Raw genomic sequence first — 26,618 nt, forward strand, 5'->3', positions numbered from 1 at the left:
CTGCCGGGCCCGCCCCGGGGCCACCCCCGCCCCGGCTGCCTGTGGACAACCCCCTGCCGCACACCTTCGGTGCGCGTCGCACACGCCGCACACAGTGCGGCGGGTACGGAAGGTGTGCGGCGGTGGACCCCGATGGCGGGCGGCCGGCCGGATACGTCTCCGCATTCGGACTCGCGAAATGCAGGAATCGGTGCCGGTAAATCCTCTTCCGGTCGTCGCCGAGCCGTGGCATTGTCGGCGAAATGGACGCGCGCGCGATTCGCCAGGCGTATCTCGATCTGCTCGCCGGACACGAGCACGTGGTGATCGAGCGAGCGCCGCTCGTCCTGCGTGACGACCCGACGACGCTGTTCACCGGCAGCGGGATGCAACCACTTCTGCCGTACCTGCTGGGTGCCGAGCACCCGGACGGCCCGCGCCTCGCCGACGTGCAGCCGTGCCTGCGGGCGCAGGACATGGGCGAGGTCGGCGACAACCGGCACACCACGTTCTTCGAGATGCTCGGCAACTGGAGCCTGGGCGACTACTCGAAGGCCGAACAGATTCCGATGGTGTGGCACTTCCTCGTCGACGTCGTGGGGCTCGACCCGGAACGCATCTACGTCACCGCGTTCATCGGCGACGACGCGCACGGCATCCCGCGCGACGAGGAGAGCGCCGACATCTGGGAACGGCTGTTCCGGGATCGGGGCATCAGCTTCGACCGGATCGACCTCGACACCGAGGAGTACGGAAACGAGCACGGCAACCAGGGCGCGCGGATCGCGTTCTACGGCCACAAGAACTGGTGGAGCCGGTTCGGCGGGCCCGACGACATGCCCGTCGGCGACCCGGGCGGCCCGGACTCGGAGATCTTCTACTACTTCCCGCAGGTCGAGCACGACACCGCGTACGGGAGGTATCCGCACCAGAACTCCGACGGTGGACAGTTCATGGAGATCGGCAACTCCGTCTTCATGACCTACCGCCGCACCGAGACGGGCGTGGTCGACCTGCCCAAGCACAACGTCGACTTCGGTGGCGGGCTGGAACGGATCGCGGCGGCGTCCATCGACAACCCGGACGTCTATCACGTGAGCCTGCTGTGGCCGATGGTCGAGCAGCTGCAGAAGGTCACCGGCCGGCGCTACGAGGAGGCGACGACGGCGATGCGGGTCGTCGTCGACCACCTGCGCGGCGCGGTGTTCCTGGCAGCCGACGGGGTGAAGCCCAGCAACTCGAAGCAGGGCTACGTGATGCGGCGGCTGCTGCGCCGTGCGATGCGGTTCGGGCTCGACCTGGAGCTGACGGCCGGTGTGGCGGCCGAACTGGTTCCGGTCGTGGCGTCGGTGTACTCCGACGTCTATCCCGAGATCGCGGCGAAGGAGGGCGAGATCGTCGCGATCATCGCGAAGGAGGAGAAGCTGTTCGCGCGGACGCTGCGCAAGGGGTTGTCGATGGTGCGCAGGCTCGGCCGTACCCAGCCCGCGATCACGGGTGCGAACCTGTTCGAGCTGCACGACACGTTCGGTATGCCGATCGAGCTGTCCGTCGAGGAGGCGCGTCGTCAGGGCATCGCGTTGGAGGACACCTGGCAGGCCGACTTCGACGGGCTGATGGAGGCGCAGAAGGCGCGCTCGCGCGCCGCGGGCTGACCCGGCGGACCCCGACACCTAAACCAAGAATGGGCCGCCCGGAATGCCGGACGGCCCATTCTTCGACGTTTGGTGGAGGACTCAGGAATTGAACCTGACAAGGCGTCCCAAGTACGCATCCCCCTTGCAGGCCGAAACTTACCGCGCTGATCGTCCAGCGGCAAGACCGTGTTTCACCGCTGTTCGTGACCCCCCGATCGGGTCGCCGCGAGCAGTTGCCAGGCGGTCGCGTCGGGCAGATAGGCGCGGGTGAGCGCGACGCCGATGCGGGGCAGGTCGGCCTCGTCGCGGAAGGCGAGGTGGACCGGCTCGTAGCGGGGCTGGAACTTCGCCTTGAAGGCGTGCAGCGACCGGAACCCGTAGAACGGCTCCAGGGCGCCGCCGAGGCGGTCGAGCAACCGGTCGGTGCGGTCGAGCTCGGCCGGCGACACGTCGCCACGCGCGAGCGGCGCCCCCGACAGCGACACGAACGCGGCGCCCTGCTCGCGGAACTGCAGGCACGCCGACGCGATCATGAACTCCATGACGGACCGGAAGCCGTCGGTGCGCCGCCGCATGACGTCGAGGGTCCAGCCGCGGACCTCGCCGCCCTCGGAGTAGACGGGCAGCCACGACGTCACGCCGTGCAGCGAGCCCGTCGCGTCGATCGCGATGCCGACGCGCACCTTCGGGTCGAGCGCCTCGTCGACACCCCCGAGGGTGAAGCCCATCTCGGGCAGCTCCTTGTCGCCCACCCACTCCTGCGAGATGGCGCGGACCTGGGCGAGGATCGCGTACGGCTGCTCGGCGAGCGTCACGATCCGGAACTCGATGGACTCCTTGCGTGCCTTGTTCAACGCCGACCGGACGTCCTGCCAGGCCTTGCCCTTGAACTCCAGCCCGGGCAGGTCGATGAGGGTGTCCTCGGCGATCTGGACGGTGCGCCAGCCCGCGGCCCGGGCGGCGTCGGCGGCGGCGTCGGTGACGGAGAACAGGGCGGGGATGAGGCCGCCGCGTTCGGCCATCGTCGTGAACTCGGTGACGGCGTCGGCGATCGTCGCAGGTGGGACGACGGGATCGGCGAGGGCGAGGGCCACACCGGCGTGGCGTTCGTAGCCGATGTAGCCGCGGCCGTCGGCGGTGAACAGGTAGCGCATGGCGGGCCACGTCGTCATCCACGACATCGTCGAGCCGCCGACGGACTCGAGCATCGCCTTGGCCCGGGCCATGCCCTCGCCGCCGGCGTCGAGGGCGCCCACCCCGCCGGGCACGCGCCGCTTGAAGGGGGACCGGAACGCCTGCCGGTTCACGACGAGCAGGGCCAGCTCGCCGAGCCACAGCAGCCCGCCCGCCAGCGAGATGGGGGCGCCGAGGGGGAGCCGGCCGGCGACGATCAGGACTAGCGCCACGATCGCGAGGGCGATGTTGAGCAGCCCGAGCACGAGGGCGGCCCACCAGGCCCAGCGCTTGCCGTTGCGCAGCGCGTTGGCCACCAACGCGATCAGGACCAGCTCGATGAGGACGTCGGCGATCCCGGCGGCCTGCCCCGACGTCGCGCCGAAGGGCCCGCGGCCGGGGAAGAGCAGGACGATGAGCTGGGTGAGGCCGATGAGGATCAGGCCGCCGAACGCCGTCATCCGGGTCTCGCGCGGGGTGCGGGGCCCGAAGCCGGGTTCGACGCCGTAGCGCCACTGCCCGACCAGGAACCCGGCGCCGACGGCGACGGCGTGCGAGACGTCGGACAGTGTGCCCTCGAACAGGAACGCCGCGGTGACGTAGAACCAGAGCAGGGCGCGGACCCGCAGCCGCCACGGCGAGCGCAGGGTGGCCGAGGTGACGGCGACGACCGTCAGCATCCCGGTGGTGAAGCCGACGTCGCGGGCGCCTGCGAGGTCGCGGGCCCACACCCACGTGGTGGCCGAGAGCGCCCACACCAGCAGCGACGCGACCAGCACGCCGCCCACCTGGCCGGTGATCGCGACGACCGCGGTCCGCCGGGTGCCCAGCCGCAGCTCGCACGCCCCGACGAGGACGGCGAACATGATCGTGCCGGAGACGTACTGCGCCGGGCTGATCGCGAAGAGCCAGCCGGTGAACAGCGTCCAGACCTTGCCCTCCTGCAGGGCGGGGACCCCGTAGGCGACCTGCGGGAACCAGACCGCCTGCCAGATCGGCTGCCAGATCGTCCGCACCGCGACACCGACGACGAGCGTCAGCCCCACGACGGTCAGCGTGAAGGGGATGCGCCGCAGCGCGTGCGGTGTCGCGGCGGCGATCCGGCTGGCCCAGACCTCGAACCCGCCGGCCTGCCCCGGCGTGGCGGGCGGAACGGCGGTGGCGGTCATGTCGTGAATCCCATCCGTGGCGACAGGAAGTCGAGGGCGGGCACGAGGGTGGCGGTCGGGACGCCCCACGAGTGGCCCTGACCCGGGACGATCTGCGTCGTGACGGTCATGCCGGCGTTCTTGGCGGCCGTCGACACCTCGGTCATCCACTGCTGTGTCGTCGGCTCGTCGCCACCGGCGGCGAAGAAGCCCCACGAGTCCGGGTAGGTCTTCTGCGACAGCAGGGTCAGCGGGGTCAACGCGTCGAACGCGGCGGTGTCGCCGTGGAAGGCCTGCTGGACCGTCTGGCTGCGGTCGGCGCTGATCGCGGGCTCGCGCTCACCGGCGAGGTCGATGAACGACGGGAACAGGTCGGGGTGGCGCGTCGCCATCTGGATCGAGCAGGTGCCACCGAACGACCAGCCGCCGAACGCCCAGTGCGCATGGTTGGAGTCGACGCCGACGTTGGTGGTGACCCAGTCGACGACGTCGCGGGTCAGGTAGGTGTCGGCCTTCGCGATGTCGGAGTCCATGCACATGGTGTTGCCGTCCTCGGCGCCGTTGGGGTCGACGACGACGGTGACGGGGGCGAGCCCGCCGTGGGTGGCGGCGAACCCGTCGAGGAGCTCCTGCAGCCGCCCGGAGACGACCCAGTCCTGCGGGCCACCGGGCTGGCCGGACACGAGGATCAGCACGGGCAGCAGCGGCGGCTTCGGGCTCGTGTAGGCGGGCGGCAGGTAGATCCATGCGGGCCGGGCGGTGAAGCCGGACACCGTGCCGGGGATGGGCGCCGACTCGACGCGGCTGCGGCCCGGGTTGCCCTTCCACCGGGTCACGACGGGTGTGGTCTCCGACGCCGACTTCACCCCGGACGCCGCGGCGAAGGCGGAGACGTCGTTCTCGTCGCTGGAGACCAGCGTCCCGACGGTCGGGTACTCCTCGAAGTAGACGTTGATCTGCGACGCGGCGGTGGCGAGTGCGACGACCGTGCACACGATCGCGGTGACCTTGCGCCCCACCGAGGAGCCGAACATGCTGCCGACGCCGAGCGCGAACACGCCCACGCCGACGGCGATCCACAGCCGGACGGTGCCCGGCAACGGCTCGGGCAGCAGGTCGAACACGGTGAGGACGAGCCAGTTCAGCAGGAGGTACGTGAGCAGCGCGAGGACGGCCGCGACGGCGATCGTGGTCACCGACGCGCGCCCGCCACGGGCGAACAGCACGAACAGCGCGATGCCGCCGAGCACCAGCAGCAGGACCGGGAACCACCCGTTGATCAATGACCAGTCAGCCACGACGCACCCTGGATCCGTTGCAGGCCATGCTCGATCACGTCCCCTCGGCGGTGGTCGCGGTGCGCACCCGGGTGGGGGCGAACCGGTCGGACCACCGCGCCGTGCCGGAGGGTCCGTACTCGGTTACTCGCCGATGATGACCTTGGCGTTTCGGACCACTCGCGCGCGAGACCTCCGTCGGGTGATGCTGAGCGCGACCCGAGGAGGACGCCCGTGACCCGGCCCCCGTTCCACCTGGCGATTCCCGTCGACGACCTCGCCGCCGCCCGGGCCTTCTACGGCGGGGTGCTGGGCTTGCCGGAGGGCCGCTCCGCGCCGCGCTGGGTGGACTGGGACATGGAGGGCCACCAGGTCGTGACCCACGTCGTCGAGTCCGCGGGCCGGCGGCGGGCCGGGTCCAACCCGGTCGACGGGCACGAGGTGCCGGTTCCCCATTTCGGGTTGGTGCTCGACGTCGACCGGTTCGGCGAGCTGGCCGAGCGGCTGCGGGCCGCCGGGACCCGGTTCGTCATCGAGCCCCACGTCCGGTTCCCGGGCGAGCCGGGGGAACAGTGGACGATGTTCCTGCTGGACCCGGCCGGGAACGCGTTGGAGTTCAAGGCGTTCGCCGATCCCGGCCGGCTGTTCGCCACCTGATCGTCCGGAGCGCGACGGGTCAGCTGATCTCGACGCAGTCGGCCGCGCAGGTGGCGTCGGCCGGTGCGGGGGCCGTCGCCGCCCGGTGCAGCACCGCGCGCGTCACCGTCGCGGCCAGCTGCTCGCCGTCGACCGCGCCCGTGGCGTCGACGATCAGCGAGTGTCCGGCCGGGTCGGCCGGGGGCCACACCAGCGTGACGTCGGGGCGCGCCGCCACGTTGGCCCGGGTCCGGCGGCCGAGGTCGCCCACCCGCAGGTGCCGGCCGTCCCAGACGGGGGAGACGGCGGTGACGTGCGGGCGCGCGTCGTCGCCGATCGTCAGCAGGTAGGCGAAGCGGAAGTCGGCGAGGGTGCGGCCCAGCTCGTCGGTGGTCACGGCGATGCTCATCCCGACGATGCTACGAGCTGTCGCGGGCGGGCGGGCGGGTTCAGCAGAGCCGGGTGGGGTCGGTGACGTCGAGTGAGGCGGCGAGCGTCGTCTCCCGGCTCGTCTTGTCCGAGTAGGCCGAGATCGACCACACGAAGGGCCGGTTGCGGTAGATGAACACGACGAGGTCGACGGGCCGGTTGTCGGTGTCGGTGTAGCTCGTCAGGTACTCGTCGGCGCAGCCCTGGGTGTCCTGGCCGATCTTGTTCCACGGTGTCGTGAACGTGCGCTTCAGGGCGGCGAGGTACTCGTCGGGCGACGCCGCCTTGTTCTTCATCAACGACTGCGTGTACTGCGGCTGCGCGCAGATGACCGCCTCGACGTCGAGGTCGGTGAGGCCCGAGCCCTGGGTGCACTTCCGGTCGGGGTCGAGGATGATCTCCGAGGCCGAGTACGGGCTGGTGTAGGCCGCGGGGGCGGTCGTCGTGGTGCGGGTCGGGCCGGTTGTCGTCGACGTCGCCGTCGTGGTGGTGCCGCCGGCCCCGCCGCCGTCGCGGACCAGCGCCCACACCCCGACCCCGGCACCGGCCAGGACGACGACCGCCGCCAGCGCCACCGCGATCCACTTGGCGCGGCCCGACCCCGTCGGCCGCCGGCCCGGGTCGGCGAACCCTTGCGGGGTGGCACCCCACGGCGGCTGCCCGCCGCCTCCGCCGTGGGCCGGGGGCGCGGTCGGTCCGGCGTGGATCGGGCCGCCGTGACCGGCACCGGCGACGACCGGCGGTACGGTCCCGGCGCCCGCGTACTGCGGTGCGCCGGGGGCGGGCCGGCCGACGGCCGGCTGCGCGGCCGCGGCCGCCGACGCCGCTCCCAGCGCGACGACGAGCTTCGGGTCGTCGAGCGTCGCGGGCGTGCGGCCCAGGATCGCAGCCAGCCGGCGCTGCACCAGCGGGATCAGCGACGTCCCGCCCGTCAGGTAGAAGCCGGCGAGGTCGTCGGGACCCTTCGTGCCCGCGTCGGCGAGGACCGTCGTCGCCAGCGCGACGGCCCGGTCGATGTCGGGCGCGATGATCTGCTCGAACTCCTCGACGGTGATCAGCAACGACGCCGTGCCCTGCACCGTCCGCACCGCGATGTGGGCCGACGGGTACTCCGAGAGCGCATGCTTGGCCGCGCGGACCTGGTCACGCAGGGTCAGCCAGCCCGCGACCTCGTCGGGCGACTCGAGGCGTTCCGCGATGTCGGTGCGGCCGCTGCGGCGCAGCTCGGCGTCGACCCAGTCGAGCAGCCTGCGGTCGATGTGCTCGCCGCCGAGCTGGTCCTCGCCCGCCGACGCCGCGATCACGAACCCGGTCTGCTCGCCCGGGTCGGTGCGCAGCACGGCGACGTCGAGGGTGCCGCCGCCGAAGTCGAAGACGGCGATGCGGCGGCCCGGCGGCAGCCGCGTGGTCCGCAGGTACCAGCTGGCCGCCGCGACGGGCTCGGACAGCAGGCTCAGCCGCGTCGGCATGACGAGCTGCGCGGCCTGCGCGAGCTGCTCGCGCCGCCGCGCCCCCCACGCCTCGGGGTGGGTGAGCACGACCTGCTCGGGCGGCGTGCCCCCCGCGGTGGCGACCGCCCGCGTCGCCACCTGCCGCAGCACGGCCGCGACGAGGTTGACGACGGGGACCTGCCGGTTGTCGAGGCGGACCGTGTCGTCGCCGATGCGGCGTTTGGGTGTGGCCTCGAACCGGGTCGGCGCCGACATCGCCCGCGACGCCGCCGGCTGCCCGACGACGATCTCGCGGCCCTCGACGAACACGCACGACGGCATCTGGTCGGCGTCGCTGCTCAGCCGCACCGAACGGATCTCTCCGCCCGGCATGCGTACCGCGGCGACGGTGTTGGTCGTGCCGAAGTCGATGGACAGGATCCAGCCGGCGCTCATGAGAACTGCTCCACACGTGAGGTGGTCGGGGTGGTGGCGGCGCTGCTCATTCCGCCGCCTCCACGTAGACGATGACCTGGGCAGGGCGGATGATCGAGGAGCCGTCGGCCCACCCGGACCGGGCGACGCCGGCGACCGTCCCGATCTCGGCGGGCGACGTGGCCGGTGCCGTCCCGACCACCTCGGCGTGCTCCAGCGGGCTGCCCGGCGCGGGGAGGACCGGGACGATCCCGCTGCGGCGCAGGACCTGTTCGAGGTGGCGCTGCTGAGCCTCGTCGGAGGCGAGGTCGTGCGCCCCGATCATGCCGTCGACGAGCGTGGCCTCGCGGCCCCCGGGCCGCGGCGCTCCCGTGGGAGGGGCGACCGGGATCGGGCCCGGCACGTGCGTTCCCCGCCGCGGCGCGGTCAGCCGGCCGGCCAGGAACGCGAGCGCCGCGAGCACCACGGCCCCGAGCGCGATCCACAGCGGCCCGGCCCCGCCGGCGGACTCCGCCGTGGTCGGCACCGGGCCGCCCCCGATCGTGGCGACCGGGGACACCGCGCCGCCCGTGGGCTCCGGCGCCTGCTGCGGGAGGACTCCCCGCGACAGCCCGGTCCCGGTCACCGCCGGCGCGCCCGGATTCCGCGGCTCGCCGGCGAGGGGGCCTTCGGGTGCGACGGTCTGCACCGTGATCTGCGGGCGTTCCGGGGCGCCCGCGAGGCGGCTGCCCTCCTGGCCGCCGGGGGCCGCACCCTGCAACGGGGCGCCCTGCCGGACGCTCGCCGTGGCCGGGGTGACCTGGTCACCAGCATCACCGCAGGCGGCGACGAGCCCGAGGGCCGCGGCGGTGACCAGCACCGCAGCCGCCCTGCGGACCGGGTGAAGCGACCTCTGCACGCCGTCCTCCCACGCCCCGCCCGGTCCTGACCCCGACCCCGTCACGTCACCGTCACGGTCACCGGAAGCATCGCCCACGGACGGGTGAACACCGCATCGAGGCCCGGCCCGGATGCCGTGGTCCCGCCGTCGGCGCCCCCCGGGCCGTCGGTGAGCGCCGCGGCCGGCTCGTCGCAGGCGATCATCTCGTACCGGCTGTCGGCCCAGGCGTCCGTGAACACCGAGATCGGGACCTCCTCGAGGTTGCCGTTCGGGTTGCCCGGGTCGGACAGCAGCACGACGCCGCGGTCGGGGTCGATCCCCGCGACGACTACGGCGTGGTCGAGCACGTGGTCCTCGGTCGTCTCGCCGTACCAGACCTCGCCGCTGTCGATCGTCACGATGACACCGCGGCCGTCGCCCAGGGCCTGGTCCAGCGCTTCCAGGGCGTGGTCGCCGCCGCCGCCGCCGTCGTGCGTGACGTCGATCAGGTCGTCGGACATCGCAGGTCTCGCTCTCGTGTCGGGTGGCCCGCGAACCGAGGCCGGGCGGACAGGGGTGACCGGGTGGCCGGGGTCAGACGGCGCGACCGCCGGTGCCGGAGCCGCCGCGCGGGTCGAGGGCGTCGGCCAGTCCCGGGACGGCCTGGTCGAGCTGGGTGCGGGTCGCGGTCTCCTCGCGGTCGATCCGGCCGTCTCCGTCGTCGTCGTAGCCGATCACGAAGCCACCCCGGCCGTCGGGCGCGACCATCGTGTCGAGCGAGCCGTCGCCGCTCAGGTCGATCAGCACGGCGTCGAACCGGCCGTCCTCGTCGGGGTCGACCGCGACGGCCTGGACGCCGGGCGCGATCTGGAACGCCACCGCGTCGGCGACACCGTTCTCGTTCGTGTCGAGCTCCTGCACGTCGGACGGCGCGCCCACCGCCCCGTCCGAGACGGTCGTGTCGTGGCCGCCGGTCGACGGGTCGAGCACGTCGGCCAGGCCGGGGACGGCGGCGTCGAGCTGTTCGCGGCTGATCGGCTCCTGCCGGTCGACCTTGCCGTCCTCGTCGTCGTCGTAGCCGACGACGAAGTCGCCACTGCCGTCGGCCTTGATCATCGTGTCGATCCGGCCGTTGCCGTCGAGGTCGATCATGACGACGTCGGGGGTGCCGTCCTCGTTCACGTCGACGATCAGGCCCTGCACGCCGGGCGCGAGCTCCACCACGACGGTGTCGGCGATGCCGTTGTCGTCGGTGTCGTACACGACCGGCTGTCCGGACCCGCCGCCGGTGTCGGAGACGGTGCCGGTGTGGACACCGGTGCCGGACGGGTCGAGCACCTCGGCCAGGCCGGGGAGTACGGCGTCGAGCTCGTCGCGGCCGACGGTGCGGGACTCGTCGGGGCGACCGTCGCCGTCGGTGTCGACGGAGACGACGAAGCCGCCCTTGCCGTCGGGCTGGATGGAGGCGTCGTAGCTGCCGTTGCCGTCGATGTCGACGAGTACGACGTCGGGGGTGCCGTCCTCGTTCACGTCGACGATCGCGCCCTGCAGCCCCGGGGCCAGCTCCACGAGCACCGTGTCGGCGATGCCGTTGTCGTTGCTGTCGACGACCTGGTACCCGGAGCCGTAGCCCGAGTCGTAGCCGCTGTCGTCGTGGGTCGTGGTGTCGGAGTAGCCGGGGTCGGCGTGGTCGCTGCCCTGATCGGACGCGGGAACGATCGCGGTGTGGTCCTCGGTGAAGGTCGGGTCGCTCATCGCCGGCTCCGTCTCGTCGTGTCTGCGGTCGGTCCGCGTGGCGCGGACAGTGATTGGAGACGGGCGGCGGCGCGTTTGTTCCGCCGAGTTCCGAACTTCTTCAGCCCAGCAGCGTGGCGAGCTCCTTCTGCTGGTCGCGCAGCGCCGTGAGCTGCAGCTGTAGGCCGGAGACAGTGATCCCGCGCTCGCGGGCGTCGGCGCGGTCGGCGGCCTGCGCCTCCTTGATGACCCGGTCGAGCGTCGCGATCCGCGCCGAGAGCACCGCCCGGTAGGCGACGATGATCTCGGGCTTCACGTCGTTGACGAGGTCGTCGAGGGCGGCGGTCGTGGCGGTCCGCACCCGGACGACCTCCTCCGACGCCCAGTCGGCGAGCCGGCGCTGCGCGGTCTGGCCCTGCCGGAACAACGTCATCAGCACGAGGGCCGAGACGCCGCCGGCGATCGCCAGTGTCAGCGGCAGCACCATCGCCCCGGCCGCGGCGGCCGCCGCCCCGGCGGGTGCCGCGATGTGGAACGCCGTCGTCCCCGCCGAGTTGGAGATGAACAGCAGCGACGGGTCGAACAGCTTCCGCATCCCCGACGGGGCGGTGCGGCCCGCGTCCACGGCGTCGACGACGGACCGTGCGCCGCTCGCCGGGAGCATCATCGCCGCCTGCTCCGGCCCGACCAGCTCCTCGACCACGGCCGTCACCGCGTCCCGGAACTCGAGCGCCGCGGCGCCGGCCATGGCGGAGAGGTCGCCGCGCAGCTCGCTCGTCGCCTGCTCGGCGGCGGCGCGGCTGTAGGCCATCCGCCGCTTCTCCAGCCGCTCGCGCCACACGACGCGCAGCCGGTCGCCCTCCCGGCCCAGCGTCTCGACGGCCCGGCCGCGCGCGTGCCGCAGGTCGCGGTCCAGGTACAGCGACCACGTCCCCTGCCGTTCGCGCAGCTCGACGAGCTCCTCGCGTTCGCGGTCGGCCGCGCTCTCGGCGCCGGGCGTCTGCCTGACCGCCTCGATGGTCCGCCCGATCTCGTCGGCGATCTCGCCGAGCGCGTGGTCGGCGGTGCGCAGCGCGTTGCGGACCGCGAGCCCGGACGCGTCGGCCAGCCCTTCGGTGATCGCCCCGACCAGCGCGGGGACACCGGAGAACGCGTCGAGGTCCGCCGCGAGCGCCGGCGGGGACGTCGTCGCCTGCAGCGCCAGCTCCGCCGACACCGGCACCACCGGCGACGCCGCGAACCGCGGCGCGTGCCGGGCCAGCAGGCCCCGGATCTCGTCGACCACCTGCTCGTAGGACGGGTACTTGTCGATCTTCGTGACGGCGATGACGACCCGCTCCACCGACCGTGACGCCTCGGTGAGGAACGCCAGTTCCGGCCCGGGCAGGGGCTGACCGGCGTCGGTGACGAACACCAGCAGCGCGGCGCTGCGGCAGGCCTGCAGGGCGAGCCTCGCGTGTCCGCTGTCCAGCCCGCCCGCACCGGGGGTGTCGACGATCGTGGCGCCCGGCAGCCGCCCGTGGCCCGACCGCATCCGGACACCCACGACGTCGGGCCCCTGGCCCCCGTCCGGGCGCGCGCCGACGGCGACCCAGTCCCGCACCCGTCCCGACGGGACGGTGCGGACCGTCCCGTCGGCGAACACGACGTTCGCCCCGCCAGGCGGTGGCAGCGCGGCGGCGTCCGTCTCCGTCGCCGTGGCGGCGGGGTCGTCGCAGCGCACCTCGACGAACACCGCTGTGGTGATGTCGGCGCCCGTCGGGACGATCTCCCGGCGCCCGAGCAGGGCGTTTACCAGGGAGCTCTTGCCGCGCTTGGCCTCGCCGACGACGGCCACCACGGGCGGGCCGGGCGTCGCGGCCAGCCGCGCCTCGAGCCGTTCGAGGAGGTCGGTGCGCTTGTGCTGGTTGAGCAGCTTGCGGGTCTCGCGCATCGCGCGGCCCTGGGCGGCGTCGAGCGGCAGCCCGGACCGGACGAGGCTCCCCCCGAGCAGCGACGCGCGGCCGCGCGTCGCCCCGGCCGCGCCCGCCGTCGTCGGCCGGCCCGCCACCTGCTCCACGGGGTCATCGGAGGCCATCGCGTCGCTCCCCTCCTCGTCGCGCAGCCGCTCGCGCCCCCCGCCGGGTCGAGGTGGGCGCGCATAGGATTCGCTCATGGTGCCTCCTGCCGGGGCCGGCCCGACCGACCGGATGACGCGCACCGTCCTGGCACTGTGCGACGAGGCGCCCGCCCTGCTCGCCTCCGGCGCCCGAGCCGAGCTGGCCGCGTTGCGGGCCTCGGTCACCGAGCCGCTGCGGGTGGCCGTCGTCGGCCGCGTGTCGGCGGGGAAGTCGACGCTGGTCAACGCCCTGATCGGGCGCCGGGTGGCGCCGACGGCCGCGGGGGAGTGCACGCGCGTCGTCACCTGGTACCGGTTCGGTGCCCCCGACCGTGCCCAGCTCGTGCTGCGTGACGGCACCGTGCACCCGCTGCCGTTCGACGGCGCGCTGCCCGAGACGCCGGCCGTCCCCGCGGAGCGGATCGAGCGGATCGAGGTGTTCCTGCAGGCCGGCGCGCTGCGGCAGATGACCCTGATCGACACGCCGGGTCTCGGCTCGCTCGACCGTCCCGGTGACGAGGCGGTGCGCCGCGTCGCGATCGGCGAGGGCGCGGCGGGGGAGACACCGTCGAGTCGCGCGGTGGAGCAGGCGAGCGCGCTGCTCTACCTGTTCCGCGACGTGGAGAAGCAGGACGACATCGACTTCATCCGCGCACACCAGGCCGCGACGGGTCCGATGGGCTCGACCGCGGCGGGGGTCATCGGTGTGCTGTCGCACGCCGACCTGTTCGGGTCCGGGCCGTGGTCGCCGCGCGACCCCCTCGTCGAGGCGCGGACCGTCGCCGACCGCATCGCGGGCGACCATCCGACGCTGCTCACCGCGGTCGTGCCCGTCGCCGCTCTGCTCGGCCAGGCCGCTCGGACGGGGCTGGTCACCGAGACGAAGGCACGCACCCTGGCTGCACTGCAGCCCGTCGAGACGGCACGCCTGCAGATGCTGCCGCGCTTCGGCGTCCCCCCGGGTGTCGACGCCGCCGCGGTCGGCGACGTCCTGCACGAGCTGGGCCCGTACGCGGTCAACTACGCCCGTGGCGTTGCCGGGGCCGGGGCGGGCGCCCTGCAGAACTGGCTGTCGCACCGCAGCGGGCTCAGCCCCGTCGAGGACCTGGTCGGCACCCGGTTCGTCCGCCGCTGCGTGCCGTTGACCGTGGAGCGGATGCTGCGCGGGCTGCGCGGCCTGTCCCGCAGCATGCCCGCGTCGTACGAGGCGGGCGCACGGCTGCGTGACCGCATCGAGCAGGTCGAGCTGCAGCCGGCGATGCACCGCATCGCGGAGCTGCGGGCCCTGCAGCTGCTCGCCGGCCGCTCGGGTGCGCTGGCCCGCGACCTGACCCGTGAGCTCGACCTCATGATCGACAACGACGATCCGTGGCGTCGCCTCGGCGCCGGCCGACCGCTGTCGTCGCCCGAGCTGCGGGCCGAGCTCACCCGGCGCTGGGACCGCGCCCAGACGGCGACCACCACCGCCCGCGACCCCCGCGTCGGCGAGGCCGCCCGCGTCCTGACCAGGTCGTACGCGCTCGTCGGGGCCGATCTCTGACACCCGCCGGAGAAATGTCGCGGGTCTCGGGAACATCCGGGACCCCACGCGGCTCCAACAAGCGTGCACACCATCGGAGGGGAGGGGCGACCATGAGCGACCTCGCTCGGTCATCGGTCCTGCAGCAGCGTCGCCACGGCGCGGCGGGCCCGGTTCAGCCTGCTCTTCACGGTCTGGATGTTGACGCCCTGGGCGTCGGCGATCTCCGCGTAGGACATGTCGGCGTACTCGCGCAGCACGAGCGCGGCGCGGAAGTCCGGTGGGAGCAGTGCGAGCGCCGCGTCGAGGGCGTCACGATCGGCGATCCCGGGCGCGAAGTCGGAGCCACTGTCGGCGACCTCGGGGGCCTCGTCGACCGGAGTGTCGCGGCGGCGGGACACCAGCTTGAGCGCGGCGTTGGCCGCGATGCGGTGCAGCCACGTCCCGAAGCGGGCGTCGCCGCGGAACGTCGGCAGGTGACGCCAGGCCGCGGTCAGCGCGTCCTGCAGGGCGTCCTCGGCGTCGTACTGGTGCCCGGTGATGCGCACGCACACCGCCCACGCACGGTCACGGTGCGCGTCGACGAGCGTCGCGAAGGCGCGGGTGTCGCCCGCGCCGGCGCGGCGCACCAGTTCCAGCTCGGCGGCGCGTCCCGCATCGCCCGGCCCGGTGTCCTCCGAGTGGAGGGGTGATCCCATGACCGAACTCCCGCTGGGTGCCGACGGATACCTGGACATGGACAGCGTCCCCGATGACGATCTCGACGAGTCGGAGACCGCCGACCTGTTCGCCGAGCCCGACCCGATGCCGGACGCGGTGTGGAGCCGGATGGTGTCGGCGGCCGTGACCGACACCGACGCCGACGTCGACGACCTCGTCCCGCCCGCGGGCGCGGGCGGGCGGGCCGACCCCGCCGGACACGACGCTGCCGCCGGCTACGACGACCCCGCCGGCCGTGACGACCCCGCCGGCCGTGACGACCCCGGTCAGGACGGCGCCGGGTCCGTGGCGTCCGGGGGGCACGCCGGAGCGGACACCAACGACTGGCACGACGATCACGTCGACGCCGGTGCCGACGGGACCCACGACGTCGCCGACGACGGGTCGCTCGACGGCTGGCACGACAGCGGCTACTGACGCGGGACGGGCCGGGACGGCACCGGACAGCACCCGGCTCACGGTCCTGCGCCTCCCCCGGCCCCGGCGACAGGAGGCCTCTTCCCGGTTGTCGCGCGAGGGCCTGCCGGGGTTACACGGTTCGCGCCGTCCGTCCGTTCAGCCGGCGGAGGTGCGGTCGGTGGGCCGGACCGGACCCCCGCGCCACGGTGCGGTCCGCGGGGCCGCGGCGCGCAGTGCGGCGCCGCGACGGATGCCGGTGCGCTCCCAGCGGGCCCGGTGGGTCAGCAGTTCTCCCACATCGACACCACCACGGCGCCCACGTCCTTGAGCACGTCGAACACCCCGGTGACGTCGGCGATCGGCACGTAGTTGACGTACGCGGCGACGACGCACTCGCGCCCGCTCTTCGACGTCATGTACCCGGCGTTGCCCCGCACCATGATCATGCCGCGGCCGTTCATGGCGTCGCCGGCGACGGTGGTGCCCGACTTGGCCTGGACCTTCCCGGCCGCCGGGCTGTCCGGCGCGACGGTCGTCGACTCGGTGCCGTCGACACCGAAGATCGGCATCGACGCCTTGTACACCGGGAAGTCGGGGCGGGTCGCCATGTAGCGCAACAGGGTCGCGACGGTGCGCGGCGAGAACAGGTCGGAGTAGTCGTTGCCGCGGCCGTCGGCCAGCGACAGCGACGCCGGGTCGATCCCCGCCTTGCGGATGAACGGCTGCAGCAGCGGCATGCTGTCGTCGAGCGTGCGCTTCCCGTTCTTCGCGCCGATGAGCACGACGAGGGTGTCGGCCTGACGGTTCATGCTGACCTTGTTGACCAGCTTGATGTTCTCCGAGAACGGCAGCGACCGGTGCAGGGCCACCCGGTCACCCGGCGCGTAGGAGCCGGGCGCGGGCAGCGCGGCGACGGGGTTGGGGCCCGTCGGGGTGGCGGACACGGCGACACCCGCGCGCACCAGGGCCTCGATGAACAGCGTCCGCGCGAACGACGGCGGGTCCTCGACCTCGGCGATGCGCAGGATCGGCTCGCCCGCCGGGACGGTGCCCGAGACGGTGATCCTGCCGCCGTCCTCGGTGACGGTGACGGCGGCGGGCTGGTCGGCGGCCGACGTCGTCACCGTCGAGTCGACGGTGACGGCCGCGGTGACCGGTCGCGAGACCAGCGTCGCGGCGGCGCCGACCGCACCCGGGGTGATCGTCAGATCGACGAGATTGTCGTTGATCATGATGGGGGACAGGACGTAGGTGTCCTTGGTGGCCTGGTCGAACATTCGCGCGTCGATCACCACGTCGCCGGTGACCTGCGTGATCCCGGCCGCCCTGACCTGCGCGGCCAGATCGTCGAGCCCCGCCAGCGGGTCCTGCGGGGTCAGCGACGCGCCGGGGATGTCGTTGGCCTCGGCGTGGTCGAGCGGGCGGAAGTCGATCGTTCCCTGCGGGGTGTCGCGGCCGCCCATCGTCAGGTCCCCGACGGCCACCAGCACCAGGTCCGCACCGTTGCGGTACACCGGTGTCTCGAAGCGGAAGTCCGGGCCGAACGTGTCGAGCGCTGCCGCCGTCGACCACAGCTTCGTGGTCGACGCCGCCAACGTCAGGTCGCCGGCGTCGAGCGCGAACAGCTCCTCACCGGTCCTCAGGTCGGAGGTGTGGGCGAGCCAGCGGCTGATCGCGTACTTCGGGCCCTTGGTGACGGCGTCGCCCGACGGGGGCAGTGGGGCGGGCGTACCGGTCGTCTGCGCCGTGGTGCCCACCGGCGTCGTCGACGGGGAGCTGCTGCAGGCGACGACGCCGAGGACCGCGGCTCCCACACCGGCCGTGCGGAGGAACGCGCGGCGGGACGGTGCCGGGCGTCCGCTCTCCTGGACCATGAGGACTCCCGGGTCTCGGCGGTTGCTCACCCCCTACTCGGGCAAGTCCGCGTGGCGTTACTGCACCACGGGGACCGCGGCGTCCCGCACCACCCCGGCGAACACCGCCGGGGCCTCCACCGGCACGAAATGCCCCGCCCCGTCGACGGGCCGGACCTCCGCCGCCGCGAACCACTCCCCGACCCGGTCCGACCACGCCCGCGGGAACAGCGGATCGTGCTCGGGCCACAGCACCGTCGTCGGCGCCGCGATCCGCACCTCCGGCGGCTGCTCCACCAGCGCCCGCGCCGCCGTCCCCGACCCGCCGCGGTACCAGCCGATCGACGCCGTGAACGCCCCCGCTGCCGAGTAGCGCCCGGCCAGGTGGTCCAGGCGGGCGTCCGACGGGGAGAACGCCGGCCCGCTCCAGTGGTTCCAGAAGTGCGCGAGGTAGGCGCGGACCGCGTCCGGCTTCCCGTCGAGGAGCTGCTCGGCCAGCTCCAGCTGGTGGAACGCCTGGTACCAGAACTCGCGCTGAGCCTGCGGCTCCAGGACACGCCGCCCCGCACCGGGCAACGGCGGCGTCACGACGAGCGCGCGCACCCGGTCGGGATGCTCGACGGCGAGCTGTTGCGCCACACGGCTCCCGATGTCGTACCCGCCGAACACGGCATCGGCGAGCCCGAGGTGGTCCATCAGCTCGACGACGGCGCCCACCTGGGCGCCCATCGCATGGTCGCCACCCGGGTCACGGTCGGACTCCCCGAAGCCGCGCAGGTCCGGCACCACCACGTCGACCCCGCCGTCGCCCCCGCAGAGCTGCGCGACGACGTCGGTGTAGTCGGTGCGGTCGCCGGGCCAGCCGTGCAGCAGGACCACGGGAGCCCCGGTCCCGGCGCGGTCATGGGCCAGCATCATCGCCCCTTCGGCAGCAGAGTCTTCTGGACCTTGCCCATCGCGTTGCGCGGCAACGACTCCAGCACCCGCACCTCGCGCGGCCGCTTGTGCGTGGACAACCCGCCCGCCACGTGGGCGATCAGCTCGTCGGGCCGGACGTCGTCGCCGACGACGTAGGCGACGATCCGCTGCCCGAGATCGTCGTCGGGCTCGCCCACCACCGCCGCCTCCCGCACCGAGGGATGGTCGAGCAACGCGGCCTCGATCTCCCCGGCCCCCACGCGATAGCCGCCCGTCTTGATCAGGTCCACCGAGATCCGGCCGACGATCCGGTGCCGCCCGTCCTCGGCGATCACGGCGGCGTCGCCGGTGCGGAACCAGCCGTCGTCGGTCCACGACGCGGCCGTCGCCTCGGGCAGGCCGAGGTAGCCCTCGAACATCGTGGCGCCGCGGACCTGCAGGTCACCGACCGTGGCGCCGTCATGGGCGACGGGGTCGCCGTGCTCGGTGCGCAGCCGCGACTCGACGCCCGCCACCGGCGTCCCGACCCACCCGGTGTGGACCGGCGCATCCGCCCGCGCGGCCACGGTGATCAACGTTTCCGTCATCCCGTAGCGCTCGACCGGCGACTTCCCGCACAGTGCCGTCAGCGTCCCGGCGACGCGGTCGGGCAGACCGGCGCTGCCGGAGACGAGCAGCCGCGCGCCACTCAACGCACGGGCCGCACCCGGGTCGTCGGCCACCCGGGACCAGACCGTCGGCACCCCGAAGTACAGCGTGCCGCCCGCCGCCGCGTACGCCTGCGGCCGGGGCCGCACCGTGTGCACCAGGGGGGACCCGTGCCGCAGCGCCCCCAGCATCCCCAGGACCAGCCCGTGCACGTGGAACAGGGGCAGCCCGTGGACCAGGGTGTCGTCGGCGGTCCAGGCCCAGGCGTCGGCGAGGGCGTCGAGATCGGCGGCGATCGCCCGCCGCGACATGACCACGCCCTTCGGCTTCCCCGTCGTCCCCGACGTGTACATGATCAATGCGGTGGCGTCGGGGTCCGGTTCCGCCCGGATGCCGCTGCCGCCGCCGGCCGCCGGGTCGACCGGGACCCGTTCCAACGCGACACCCTCGGTCGGCGGGCCCAGCCACAACGTGGCGCCGGAGTCGGCGAGCACGTGTGCGCGTTCGGACGTCCCGGCGTCGGACGGCACGGGCACGACCGGCACCCCCGCCAACACGCCGGCCACCACGGAGACGACCGTCTCCAGGCTCGCGTCGCCGTGCACCGCGACCGCCGGCGCCCCCGCGATCCGCTCCGCCACCGCGCCCGCCGCACCCCACAGCTCCGCGCGGTGCAGCGCCGCGTCGCCGACGGTGACCGCCGGCCGGGAGTCGTGGCGGTCCGGGCCGAGCAGCGGCCGGAGGGTGGCGTCGTCGCGTGCGGGCACGACGTCATCATGCAGGCCGGATGCGCGTTCTGCCGATGCCGCCGCCGCGCTAGGGTCGGCCCGTGGCCACCGCCGATGCGCAACCCCGCTGCTCCTTCTGCGGCAAGGGCGCCGACGAGGTGCACCGGCTCGTGGTGGGCGTCGACGCCGCGATCTGCGACGACTGCGTGCGCCTCGCCTCGGACGCGGTCCAGGAAGCCGACACCACCGAGCCCGGCGCCCCGGCCCCGTCGACCTGACCCCGCCCGCCCGCGGCCCGTCGTCGGCCACGGGACGTGTGCGTCACCACCGCCGGCCCGGCGATCACCGGTCCGCGAACCACTCCGCCACGGCACTCACGCGCGGGCCGGGGTCTCGTTGCCGATGCGGCTCATGTCCGGGTACCGGTCGCCGGCCGGGCGGATCGCGTCGAGCCGGGCCAGGTCGTCGTCGGTCAGGACCACGTCGACCGAGGCCGCGTTCTCCTCCAGGTAGGCGATCCGTTTGGTGCCGGGGATGGGGACGACGTCGTCGCCCTTGGCGAGCAGCCAGGCCAGCGCGACCTGCCCGGCGGTGACGCCGTGGGCCTGCGCGACCGCGGTGACGGTCTCGACGGCCGACAGGTTCCGGGTCAGGTTGTTGCCCTGGAAACGCGGCATCGAGGGCCGCATGTCCCCGTCGCCCATCGCCGTGTCGCCGGAGACGCGGCCGGTGAGGATCGCGCGGCCCAGCGGGCTGAAGGGCACGATCCCGATGCCCAGGTCGCGGGCGGTGGGCACGATGTCGTCCTCCAGCTCGCGGGTGAACAACGACCACTCCGACTGCAGCGCCGCGATCGGGTGCTCGGTGACCGCACGGCGCAACGTCGGCGCGGTCGCCTCCGACAGGCCGAGGTGGCGGACCAACCCCGCCTGCACCAGCTCGGCCATCGCGCCGACGCTGTCCTCGATCGGGACCTGCGGGTCCGGCCGGTGCAGGTAGTACAGGTCGACGTGGTCGACGCCCAGCCGGCGCAGCGACGCCTCACAGGCCTCACGCACCCGCCCGGGGCGGCCGTCGATGCCGCCGGGACGACCGTCGGCGCCCGCGATCAGCCCGAACTTGGTGGCGAGGACGACGTCGTCGCGACGGGTGCGCAGGACCTCCGAGAGCAGCTCCTCGTTGTGGCCGCTCCCGTAGACGTCGGCGGTGTCGATGAAGGTGACACCGATGTCGATGGCACGGTTGACGGTGGCGAGCGAGGTGTCGCGGTCGGCGTCGCCGTAGGCCGTGCTCATGCCCATGCAGCCGAGGCCGAGGGCGCTGACGGTGAGGGTCCCGAGAGATCGGGTGGGAAGGGCCACGCCCCACGACGTTAGACCCGGGCACCCGGCGCGCACCCTCGGCCGGCCGGGTGAGCCGGCGCCGCGTGAGATCCTCCGCGCGGGGCCCGGAACTCGTGGTGGCGGAGGCTGGATGTCGGCGTTGACGGGACTGACCGAGGTGGCGCGTCGGGCCGCCCGGGCCGAGCTGACCGCACGGTCGGTGGCCTGGCAGAGCGGCCCGGCGATCGACACCGCCGCGAGCCGGGTCGCCGCAGACCTCGACGACGACCGCTCCGCGCTCGCGAACCCGCGGATCTCCGCGGTCCAGCCGTCGGCGGTCTGGCGACACCGCCTCGGTGAGCTGGTCGCGGCAGACCGCGACGACCACGACGACCCGGTACCGGCCGACGCCGTCGCCGCCGCGGCGCAGGCCGAGGCGGACGCCGACGCGGCGGTCGCGGTGGCCCGGCTCAGCCTGCTGGAGGCCCATCGAGCTGTCCTCGAGGCCCGCGCCGCGGCACTGCGGGCCGGGGACACCGAGGAGGTCGCGAGCGCCGTCCGCGGCTACCGGCTGCTGCCGCCCGGCCATCCCGCGTTGCGCCACACCCAGGTCGTGGGCGCGGACGTGCGCTCCGAGTTCACCAACGTCCTGCGCACCAGGCCCCGGTCCATCCTGGTCAAACTGGCGGTCAGCCTCGGCATCGGCCTGGCCTACCTCGGCTTCGTGCGCCTGTTCCGATGGGACACCTACTCCGAACTGGTGCCGTTCCTCGCGCTCTACGCGCTGTCCGGCGTCATCGGAGGTGTCGTCTGCACCAACGCGCTCAGCTGGGACGCCGGCCGGGTCCGGGAGGCCCTGACCAGCGGGAAACGCCTGTGGCACCTGCTGCTGAGCAAGAACGCCACGTTGTTCGCGCTGGTCGGGGCGGTGGGCCTGGTGCTGTGCACGCTGCTGGCCTGGTGGGCGGACGACTTCGACGCGTTCCTCGCGGCCCTCGGTGAGCTGCTGACGATGATGCTGGTCTGGCTCGGGGTGGGGAACATGCTGTCCGTGCTCGCGCCGCTGCGGGTCGAACCGCTGACGGCGCGCCGCCACGACGGCACCCTGCGACCGTTCCTGCTGTCCTTCGCCGTCTCCTACGTCATCGGGCTGGGCGTCAACTTCCTGCTGACATGGAAGGTGTGGGCGAAACAGTCGATGATCGACGAGCTCGGCGGCACGTGGGTGCCGCTGCTCGCGCTCGTCGCGAGCGCCCTGGTCACCTACGTGGTGCTGACCGTTCTCGCCGTGAACCTGGCCGACCGGCCCCGGGTCCGGCGGGCACTGCTCCGGGAGATGGTCGACCACCGGGCCGCCGCCACGACGTGACGCCCACACGCCCCGCTGCCGGTTACGCTGACCCATGCTCGTCGACCGGCCGGCGGAGGACCCTGCGTGACACCGACCGTCCGGTCCGGCCACGACGATCCCGGGCGTCGCCGGATCGTGCCGAGGCTCGACCGCGAGCAGGTCCGCGGGCACGTCGTCGACGTGAACGACGGCATCATCGCCACCGCAGGGGTCGTGGAGGGGCTGCTCGGTGCCGGGGCCACCGGCAGCACGATCGTCCTGGCGGCGCTCGCCGCCATGGTCGGCGGTGCCATCGCGCTGGGCGGCATGAGGTACTCCGAGGTGGCCGACGAACGTGACGCCAGGTCGGCCACCATCGAGGCCGAACGCCGTCAGCTCGACAGCTCGCCCGAGGAGGAGCTCGCCGAGCTCACCGGCATCTACGAGGCCAAGGGACTTCGTCGCCACCCTCGGCGGCGCCCGGATGTGGCGCACCGTCGTGCGCACCGTCTCCCTCGGACTGGTCACGATGCTGCTCACCCTCGCGGGCGGCACCCTGATCGGACTCTGACCGTCACCGTCGCACGGTCCGGACGTCCCCGGCGTCCCCGAACGGTTGCACCGACCGGCCGGTCGGGGGCCAGAATCGGACCAGCCGAGGTTCGAGGAGGAGCCACAGATGGGGCTGACCACGTTCGACATGCCGCGCATCGACCGGGTGGTGCAGGGCCCCGGAGCCGTGCACGCCATCGGGGAGGAGCTCCGCAGCCGGGGGCTGTCGCGGGCCTACCTGGTCACCGGGCGCTCCGTCGGGTCGAGCGCGCACTTCCGCGACCTCGTCGACGAGCTCGGCGCCTCCGTCGCCGGCGTCTACGACCGGGTCCTCGCGCACAACCCGGTCGACCGGGTAGTCGAGCTCATCGGTGAGGCCCGCGACTCCGGCGCCGACGTGCTCATCGCCGTCGGCGGTGGGTCACCCATCGACGCCGCCAAACTCGCCGCACTCGGTGTGGCACACGGGATCACGACGACCGCAGGCCTCGCCGAGTTCGCCGTCGTCTTCGAGTACCCCGACACCGTGACGATCCGCCCGCTCGACACCGCCCCGCTACCCACCTTCGCCGTCCCCACCACCCTGTCGGCCGCCGAATGGGACGGCTTCTGCGGCTCCGTCGACCACGCCCGCGACACCAAGGACCTCACCGCCTACCTGGAGCTCACCCCCCAGGTCGTGTTCCTCGACCCCGAGTTCGCCGCCCACACCCCGCGCGACCTGTGGGCCCAGACCGGCGTCCGCGCCCTCGACCACGCCATCGAGATCGGCTACGCCAAGAACGCCCACCCGTTCTTCTCCGCGCTGACGACGGGCGCGCTGCGCCTGCTCGCTGCGAACCTGCCCCGCTCGGTTGCAGATGCGAACGACCACGAGGCCGCGCTGAACTGTCAGATCGCGGCCTGGATGTCGATCATCGGCGTGCACAACGTGTCGCTGGGGCTCTCCCACGCCATCGGCCACCAGCTCGGCGCACTCGGCATCCCGCACGGCGTGACCTCGTGCATCATGCTGCCCCACGTCATGCGCTTCCTCGAGCCCGTCACCCACGACGCTCAGGCCCGGATGGCGACGACCCTCGTCGAGGCCGGCGTCGCCACCCCCGGCGAACCGGCCGCCGACGCCATGGACCGGCTCCTCGACGACCTGGGCGTGCCCCGCCGCGTCTCCGACTTCGGCATCCCGCGCGACAAGATCCCCGGCGTCGCGACGTCGTCGATGGGCGACATCGTCGTCCGCGAGTCACCCCGCCCCGTCGACGAGGCGACGATCACCGAGCTGCTGCAGAAGGTGTGGTGAGCGCGTCGTCCGCCTGCAGGTCGGCCAGGGCCTGGTCCTCGCCCGTCACCTTGATCGCGAGCATGCCCAGCGCCGCAGCCGGTTTGCAGTTGATGCCCAGGTCGTCGAGGTAGACGCACTCCTCGGGCCGGACCCCCAACGCGTCGCACGCGAACAGGTAGACGCGGGGGTCCGGCTTGCGCACACCCACCTTGCTGCTCTCGACGACATGGTCGAAGCGGGCCATCACCGCCGCGATCGCGTCGGCCTTCCGCGCGGTCGGCGACATCTGCGAGCCGTGCCCCGCAGGCACGTTGTTGGTGATGCAACCCAGCCGGTAACCCATGGCGCGCAGCCGGTCCAGGGCCTCGACCATCCGCGGACGCAGGTCACCCGCCAACAACGCCAGCACGTCGCGCCCGGGCAGGTCGTACCCCAGCGCCCGGGCCTCCTCGGCGAACAACACGTCGAACCGGGCCTCGTCGATCTCCGCCCGCTCGAACAACGCCCACGCATTGCCGTCCGGGTTCACCGTGTTGATGCGCCGCACCAGGTCCCGGGGCAGCCCCCGCTCGGCCTCCATCCGGTTGAACGCGTCGAACGGGGACGACGTGATCACCCCGCCGAAGTCGAACACGACGGTCGTACGGCTCAACTCTGCTCCTCCGCTGCCTGCTCGCGCGCGCGTTTGCGCCGCTTGCCCTCGTGCATCGCCTGCACCCGCGGCACCGGGATCGTGTGCCCCTGCTCGACCAGATCGGGCGGCAACGGCTGCGGCTCCGGCATCGCCTCCCGCCACGGATCACCGTCGCCCAGCAGCCCCCCGACCGTCGCGACGGTGAAGTCCCGCGGGTGCACGTCGTCGAGATCCGCCCACGCCACCGGGAACGACACCGGCAGCCCCGGCCGCGCCCGCGGGCTGTAGGCCGCGACGATCGTCGCCCCACCCACCCGCGTCGGATCCAGGAACACCCTGCCGCCCCGGTCGTCCTTGATGAACGCCGTCGTCGCCGCCGACGGGTCGATCGCCTCCGCGCGCACCGCCAAGGCGCGCGTCGCCGCCGCCGTGTCGTCGAACTCGGGGTCGCCGGCCAGCGGGACGACGATGTGCAGGCCCTTCGCGCCGCTCGTCTTCACCGCAGCAGCCAGCCCCGCGTCCGCCAGCGCCTGCTCCACGAGCCGGGCCGCCCGCACCACCGCCGCGAAGTCGTCACCCTCCGGGGGGTCGAGGTCCATCACCAGCAGCCGGGCATGCCGGTCGTCGAGCCGCATCAGCGTCGGGTGGTACTCCACCGCCCGCTGGTTGGCGAACCACAACAGCCCCCGCCGGTCGTCGACCAGCGCGTACGACACCTCACGGTGCGACGTCTGCGCCCACACCGTCGTCGACCGCAGCCACTCCGGCGCGTACTTCGGCAGGTTCTTCTGCATGAACGGCGGCGACCCCGGCCGCGCGCGGATCACCGACAACGGCCGGTCCCGCAGCTCCGGGAGGATGCGGTCGGCGACGGCGTCGAGATGATCCACCAGGTCGCGCTTCGTGGCCTCCGCGCCATCGAACAGCGGCTGGTCGAGGTTGGTGAGCTCGACGCCCTCGCGCGTCTCCGTCGTGCCCCGGGCCATCGCCGCTCCTCCCAACTCGGACAGGACTGTCCTACCAGGCCGTGGACCGCGATGGGTTCCGGGCGCCGCCGGCTCGGCCCGCTCCGGGAGGCCGGCGCCGAACGAGCCGGGACCCGCGCGACTCGGTGATTGCAGCGACGAAATGTCCTGTTTATTCTGATCCCGAATTGCATCACCGGATTCTGTGACAGGTCGGAAGGCCCGGGTCCATCCGGCTGATTGATTCGGTCTGCTCGGAGTCTTCCCTGTTCAGAGCCTCGATCGACGAATCGGACGCGCGAGCGACCCGCAGGTTGCGGCGACTTTCGACCAATTCTCGCGGCCGTACGGCGCAACTTTTCGCGGCGTCGTAACAGGCGATTCCCAGGAAACGATCGGCTGTGGACCGGAGTTACTCGACTCCCCTCGACTTTCACTGAATTCGACGACGCCGGCCCCCGACTGCGCGTCACTGCCGGAAGGACCAACGCGTGAACAAGAACCTCCGCCGCGGCGCGTACGTCGCGGCGCTCTCCAGCAGCCTTCTCCTGATGGGTGGCGCTGTCGCACAAGCGGCAGGACCGGTCGCCGGACCTGGCGGGCAGGGCGCCGGTCAGGGTCAACCGGGTGGCGGCAACCCGGGTGGTGGCAATCCGGGTGGTGGGAACCCGGGCGGGGGCAACCCTGGTGGCGGGAACCCGGGTGGCGGGAACCCGGGTGGCGGGAACCCGGGTGGCGGGAACCCGGGTGGCGGGAACCCCGGTGGCGGGAACCCCGGTGGCGGGAACCCCGGTGGCGGGAACCCCGGTGGCGGGAACCCGGGTGGCGGGAACCCCGGTGGCGGGAACCCCGGTGGCGGGAACCCCGGTGGCGGGACCCCCGGTGGCGGGAACCCCGGTGGCGGGAACGCCGG

The 26,618-nt window shown here is 73.3% G+C and carries 24 protein-coding genes and 1 pseudogene; 9 read left to right on the forward strand and 16 right to left on the reverse strand.

The window, feature by feature from the left end; genetic code table 11:
• Window positions 1-242 precede the first annotated feature (242 nt).
• Window positions 243-1,634: an alanine--tRNA ligase-related protein gene (locus AB7F12_RS28765; protein WP_428499753.1), complete on the forward strand. Its 1,392-nt coding sequence runs from the start codon at window positions 243-245 to the stop codon at window positions 1,632-1,634.
• A 173-nt stretch (window positions 1,635-1,807) separates the two neighbouring features.
• Here AB7F12_RS28765 and AB7F12_RS28770 read toward each other — a convergent pair whose 3' ends face one another.
• Window positions 1,808-3,958 carry a bifunctional lysylphosphatidylglycerol flippase/synthetase MprF gene (locus tag AB7F12_RS28770; protein ID WP_428499752.1) on the reverse strand — a complete coding sequence of 717 codons (2,151 nt, stop codon included), beginning with the start codon at window positions 3,956-3,958 and terminating at the stop codon, window positions 1,808-1,810.
• Window positions 3,955-5,235 (reverse strand): alpha/beta hydrolase, encoded by a 1,281-nt coding sequence (locus tag AB7F12_RS28775; protein ID WP_428499751.1) that lies wholly within the window; start codon window positions 5,233-5,235, stop codon window positions 3,955-3,957. Before AB7F12_RS28775 ends, AB7F12_RS28770 begins: the two co-directional genes overlap by 4 nt.
• Before the next feature lie 213 nt (window positions 5,236-5,448).
• Here AB7F12_RS28775 and AB7F12_RS28780 point away from each other — a divergent pair, with 213 nt between their 5' ends.
• On the forward strand, window positions 5,449-5,871 hold the full coding sequence (locus tag AB7F12_RS28780) for a VOC family protein (protein ID WP_428499750.1): 423 nt from the start codon (window positions 5,449-5,451) through the stop codon (window positions 5,869-5,871).
• A 19-nt stretch (window positions 5,872-5,890) separates the two neighbouring features.
• On the opposite strand, the gene AB7F12_RS28785 is transcribed toward AB7F12_RS28780, so the two are convergent.
• The 6 genes from AB7F12_RS28785 to AB7F12_RS28810 form a co-directional block, all read right to left on the reverse strand.
• Window positions 5,891-6,259 (reverse strand): pyridoxamine 5'-phosphate oxidase family protein, encoded by a 369-nt coding sequence (locus AB7F12_RS28785; RefSeq protein WP_428499749.1) that lies wholly within the window; start codon window positions 6,257-6,259, stop codon window positions 5,891-5,893.
• A 40-nt stretch (window positions 6,260-6,299) separates the two neighbouring features.
• Window positions 6,300-8,165, reverse strand: coding sequence for an Hsp70 family protein (locus AB7F12_RS28790; RefSeq protein ID WP_428499748.1), 1,866 nt, complete (start codon window positions 8,163-8,165; stop codon window positions 6,300-6,302).
• A 46-nt stretch (window positions 8,166-8,211) separates the two neighbouring features.
• Window positions 8,212-9,042 (reverse strand): hypothetical protein, encoded by an 831-nt coding sequence (locus tag AB7F12_RS28795; protein WP_428499747.1) that lies wholly within the window; start codon window positions 9,040-9,042, stop codon window positions 8,212-8,214.
• A 41-nt stretch (window positions 9,043-9,083) separates the two neighbouring features.
• Window positions 9,084-9,524, reverse strand: a complete 441-nt coding sequence (locus AB7F12_RS28800) for a BtrH N-terminal domain-containing protein (protein ID WP_428499746.1) — start codon at window positions 9,522-9,524, stop codon at window positions 9,084-9,086.
• Window positions 9,525-9,597: 73 nt separating this feature from the next.
• Window positions 9,598-10,758 carry a hypothetical protein gene (locus AB7F12_RS28805; protein WP_428499745.1) on the reverse strand — a complete coding sequence of 387 codons (1,161 nt, stop codon included), beginning with the start codon at window positions 10,756-10,758 and terminating at the stop codon, window positions 9,598-9,600.
• A gap of 100 nt (window positions 10,759-10,858) precedes the next feature.
• Window positions 10,859-12,892, reverse strand: a complete 2,034-nt coding sequence (locus AB7F12_RS28810) for a dynamin family protein (protein WP_428499744.1) — start codon at window positions 12,890-12,892, stop codon at window positions 10,859-10,861.
• Between AB7F12_RS28810 and AB7F12_RS28815 the strand changes: the two genes are divergently transcribed.
• Window positions 12,891-14,375, forward strand: a complete 1,485-nt coding sequence (locus AB7F12_RS28815) for a dynamin family protein (RefSeq protein ID WP_428499743.1) — start codon at window positions 12,891-12,893, stop codon at window positions 14,373-14,375. The two genes, AB7F12_RS28810 and AB7F12_RS28815, sit on opposite strands and share 2 nt — an antisense overlap.
• 110 nt (window positions 14,376-14,485) lie before the next feature.
• Here AB7F12_RS28815 and AB7F12_RS28820 read toward each other — a convergent pair whose 3' ends face one another.
• Window positions 14,486-15,052, reverse strand: coding sequence for an RNA polymerase sigma factor (locus tag AB7F12_RS28820; RefSeq protein WP_428499742.1), 567 nt, complete (start codon window positions 15,050-15,052; stop codon window positions 14,486-14,488).
• Here AB7F12_RS28820 and AB7F12_RS28825 point away from each other — a divergent pair.
• On the forward strand, window positions 15,051-15,491 hold the full coding sequence (locus tag AB7F12_RS28825) for a hypothetical protein (protein WP_428499741.1): 441 nt from the start codon (window positions 15,051-15,053) through the stop codon (window positions 15,489-15,491). The genes AB7F12_RS28820 and AB7F12_RS28825 overlap by 2 nt on opposite strands.
• A 138-nt stretch (window positions 15,492-15,629) precedes the next feature.
• Here AB7F12_RS28825 and AB7F12_RS28830 read toward each other — a convergent pair whose 3' ends face one another.
• From AB7F12_RS28830 to AB7F12_RS28845, 4 genes are read right to left on the reverse strand one after another with little or no spacing between them, the layout of a single operon-like run.
• The gene (locus tag AB7F12_RS28830) at window positions 15,630-15,770 is read right to left on the reverse strand and encodes a hypothetical protein (protein WP_428499740.1); all 141 of its coding nucleotides are present in this window, start codon (window positions 15,768-15,770) and stop codon (window positions 15,630-15,632) included.
• Window positions 15,755-17,347 (reverse strand): D-alanyl-D-alanine carboxypeptidase/D-alanyl-D-alanine endopeptidase, encoded by a 1,593-nt coding sequence (dacB, locus tag AB7F12_RS28835; RefSeq protein ID WP_428499739.1) that lies wholly within the window; start codon window positions 17,345-17,347, stop codon window positions 15,755-15,757. The genes AB7F12_RS28830 and dacB overlap by 16 nt, the downstream gene beginning before the upstream one ends.
• 57 nt (window positions 17,348-17,404) lie before the next feature.
• Window positions 17,405-18,241: an alpha/beta fold hydrolase gene (locus AB7F12_RS28840; protein ID WP_428499738.1), complete on the reverse strand. Its 837-nt coding sequence runs from the start codon at window positions 18,239-18,241 to the stop codon at window positions 17,405-17,407.
• Window positions 18,241-19,659: an acyl-CoA synthetase gene (locus tag AB7F12_RS28845; protein ID WP_428499737.1), complete on the reverse strand. Its 1,419-nt coding sequence runs from the start codon at window positions 19,657-19,659 to the stop codon at window positions 18,241-18,243. Before AB7F12_RS28845 ends, AB7F12_RS28840 begins: the two co-directional genes overlap by 1 nt.
• 62 nt (window positions 19,660-19,721) lie before the next feature.
• On the opposite strand from AB7F12_RS28845, the gene AB7F12_RS28850 reads away from it, so the two are divergent.
• Window positions 19,722-19,898, forward strand: a complete 177-nt coding sequence (locus tag AB7F12_RS28850) for a ClpX C4-type zinc finger protein (protein ID WP_428499735.1) — start codon at window positions 19,722-19,724, stop codon at window positions 19,896-19,898.
• A 96-nt stretch (window positions 19,899-19,994) separates the two neighbouring features.
• Here the strand turns inward: AB7F12_RS28850 and AB7F12_RS28855 are convergent, their stop codons facing one another.
• Window positions 19,995-20,981: an aldo/keto reductase gene (locus AB7F12_RS28855; protein WP_428499734.1), complete on the reverse strand. Its 987-nt coding sequence runs from the start codon at window positions 20,979-20,981 to the stop codon at window positions 19,995-19,997.
• Window positions 20,982-21,093: 112 nt separating this feature from the next.
• On the opposite strand from AB7F12_RS28855, the gene AB7F12_RS28860 reads away from it, so the two are divergent.
• The 3 genes and pseudogenes from AB7F12_RS28860 (at window position 21,094) to AB7F12_RS28870 (ending at window position 24,124) form a co-directional block, all read left to right on the forward strand.
• Window positions 21,094-22,311, forward strand: a complete 1,218-nt coding sequence (locus AB7F12_RS28860) for a hypothetical protein (RefSeq protein ID WP_428499733.1) — start codon at window positions 21,094-21,096, stop codon at window positions 22,309-22,311.
• A 117-nt stretch (window positions 22,312-22,428) separates the two neighbouring features.
• Window positions 22,429-22,731, forward strand: a pseudogene (locus tag AB7F12_RS28865) (VIT1/CCC1 transporter family protein); the annotation flags it as partial.
• 220 nt (window positions 22,732-22,951) lie between these two features.
• Window positions 22,952-24,124, forward strand: coding sequence for an iron-containing alcohol dehydrogenase (locus AB7F12_RS28870; protein ID WP_428499732.1), 1,173 nt, complete (start codon window positions 22,952-22,954; stop codon window positions 24,122-24,124).
• Here AB7F12_RS28870 and AB7F12_RS28875 read toward each other — a convergent pair.
• Together AB7F12_RS28875 and ligD are read right to left on the reverse strand one after the other, a co-directional pair.
• Window positions 24,096-24,758, reverse strand: coding sequence for an HAD-IA family hydrolase (locus AB7F12_RS28875; protein WP_428499731.1), 663 nt, complete (start codon window positions 24,756-24,758; stop codon window positions 24,096-24,098). The two genes, AB7F12_RS28870 and AB7F12_RS28875, sit on opposite strands and share 29 nt — an antisense overlap.
• Entirely contained in the window at window positions 24,755-25,726 is a 972-nt protein-coding gene (gene ligD / locus AB7F12_RS28880) for a non-homologous end-joining DNA ligase (RefSeq protein WP_428499730.1), read from the reverse strand. The genes AB7F12_RS28875 and ligD overlap by 4 nt, the downstream gene beginning before the upstream one ends.
• Window positions 25,727-26,196: 470 nt before the next feature.
• On the opposite strand from ligD, the gene AB7F12_RS28885 reads away from it, so the two are divergent.
• Window positions 26,197-26,618: hypothetical protein (locus AB7F12_RS28885; RefSeq protein WP_428518043.1), on the forward strand; the 422-nt coding region annotated here is incomplete at its 3' end.

The organism is Pseudonocardia sp., from assembly GCF_050250275.1.
Classification (GTDB): Bacteria; Actinomycetota; Actinomycetes; order Mycobacteriales; family Pseudonocardiaceae; genus Pseudonocardia.

Excerpts from the sequence above, each read along its gene's own strand:
- AB7F12_RS28765 (WP_428499753.1), top strand. The coding sequence starts at position 243 with ATGGACGCGCGCGCGATTCGCCAGGCGTATCTCGATCTGCTCGCCGGA.
- AB7F12_RS28770 (WP_428499752.1), bottom strand. The coding sequence starts at position 3,958 with ATGACCGCCACCGCCGTTCCGCCCGCCACGCCGGGGCAGGCCGGCGGG.
- AB7F12_RS28785 (WP_428499749.1), bottom strand. The coding sequence starts at position 6,259 with ATGAGCATCGCCGTGACCACCGACGAGCTGGGCCGCACCCTCGCCGAC.
- AB7F12_RS28790 (WP_428499748.1), bottom strand. The coding sequence starts at position 8,165 with ATGAGCGCCGGCTGGATCCTGTCCATCGACTTCGGCACGACCAACACC.
- AB7F12_RS28800 (WP_428499746.1), bottom strand. The coding sequence starts at position 9,524 with ATGTCCGACGACCTGATCGACGTCACGCACGACGGCGGCGGCGGCGGC.
- AB7F12_RS28805 (WP_428499745.1), bottom strand. The coding sequence starts at position 10,758 with ATGAGCGACCCGACCTTCACCGAGGACCACACCGCGATCGTTCCCGCG.
- AB7F12_RS28815 (WP_428499743.1), top strand. The coding sequence starts at position 12,891 with ATGGTGCCTCCTGCCGGGGCCGGCCCGACCGACCGGATGACGCGCACC.
- AB7F12_RS28810 (WP_428499744.1), bottom strand. The coding sequence starts at position 12,892 with ATGAGCGAATCCTATGCGCGCCCACCTCGACCCGGCGGGGGGCGCGAG.
- AB7F12_RS28825 (WP_428499741.1), top strand. The coding sequence starts at position 15,051 with ATGACCGAACTCCCGCTGGGTGCCGACGGATACCTGGACATGGACAGC.
- AB7F12_RS28820 (WP_428499742.1), bottom strand. The coding sequence starts at position 15,052 with ATGGGATCACCCCTCCACTCGGAGGACACCGGGCCGGGCGATGCGGGA.
- dacB (WP_428499739.1), bottom strand. The coding sequence starts at position 17,347 with ATGGTCCAGGAGAGCGGACGCCCGGCACCGTCCCGCCGCGCGTTCCTC.
- AB7F12_RS28840 (WP_428499738.1), bottom strand. The coding sequence starts at position 18,241 with ATGCTGGCCCATGACCGCGCCGGGACCGGGGCTCCCGTGGTCCTGCTG.
- AB7F12_RS28860 (WP_428499733.1), top strand. The coding sequence starts at position 21,094 with ATGTCGGCGTTGACGGGACTGACCGAGGTGGCGCGTCGGGCCGCCCGG.
- AB7F12_RS28870 (WP_428499732.1), top strand. The coding sequence starts at position 22,952 with ATGGGGCTGACCACGTTCGACATGCCGCGCATCGACCGGGTGGTGCAG.
- ligD (WP_428499730.1), bottom strand. The coding sequence starts at position 25,726 with ATGGCCCGGGGCACGACGGAGACGCGCGAGGGCGTCGAGCTCACCAAC.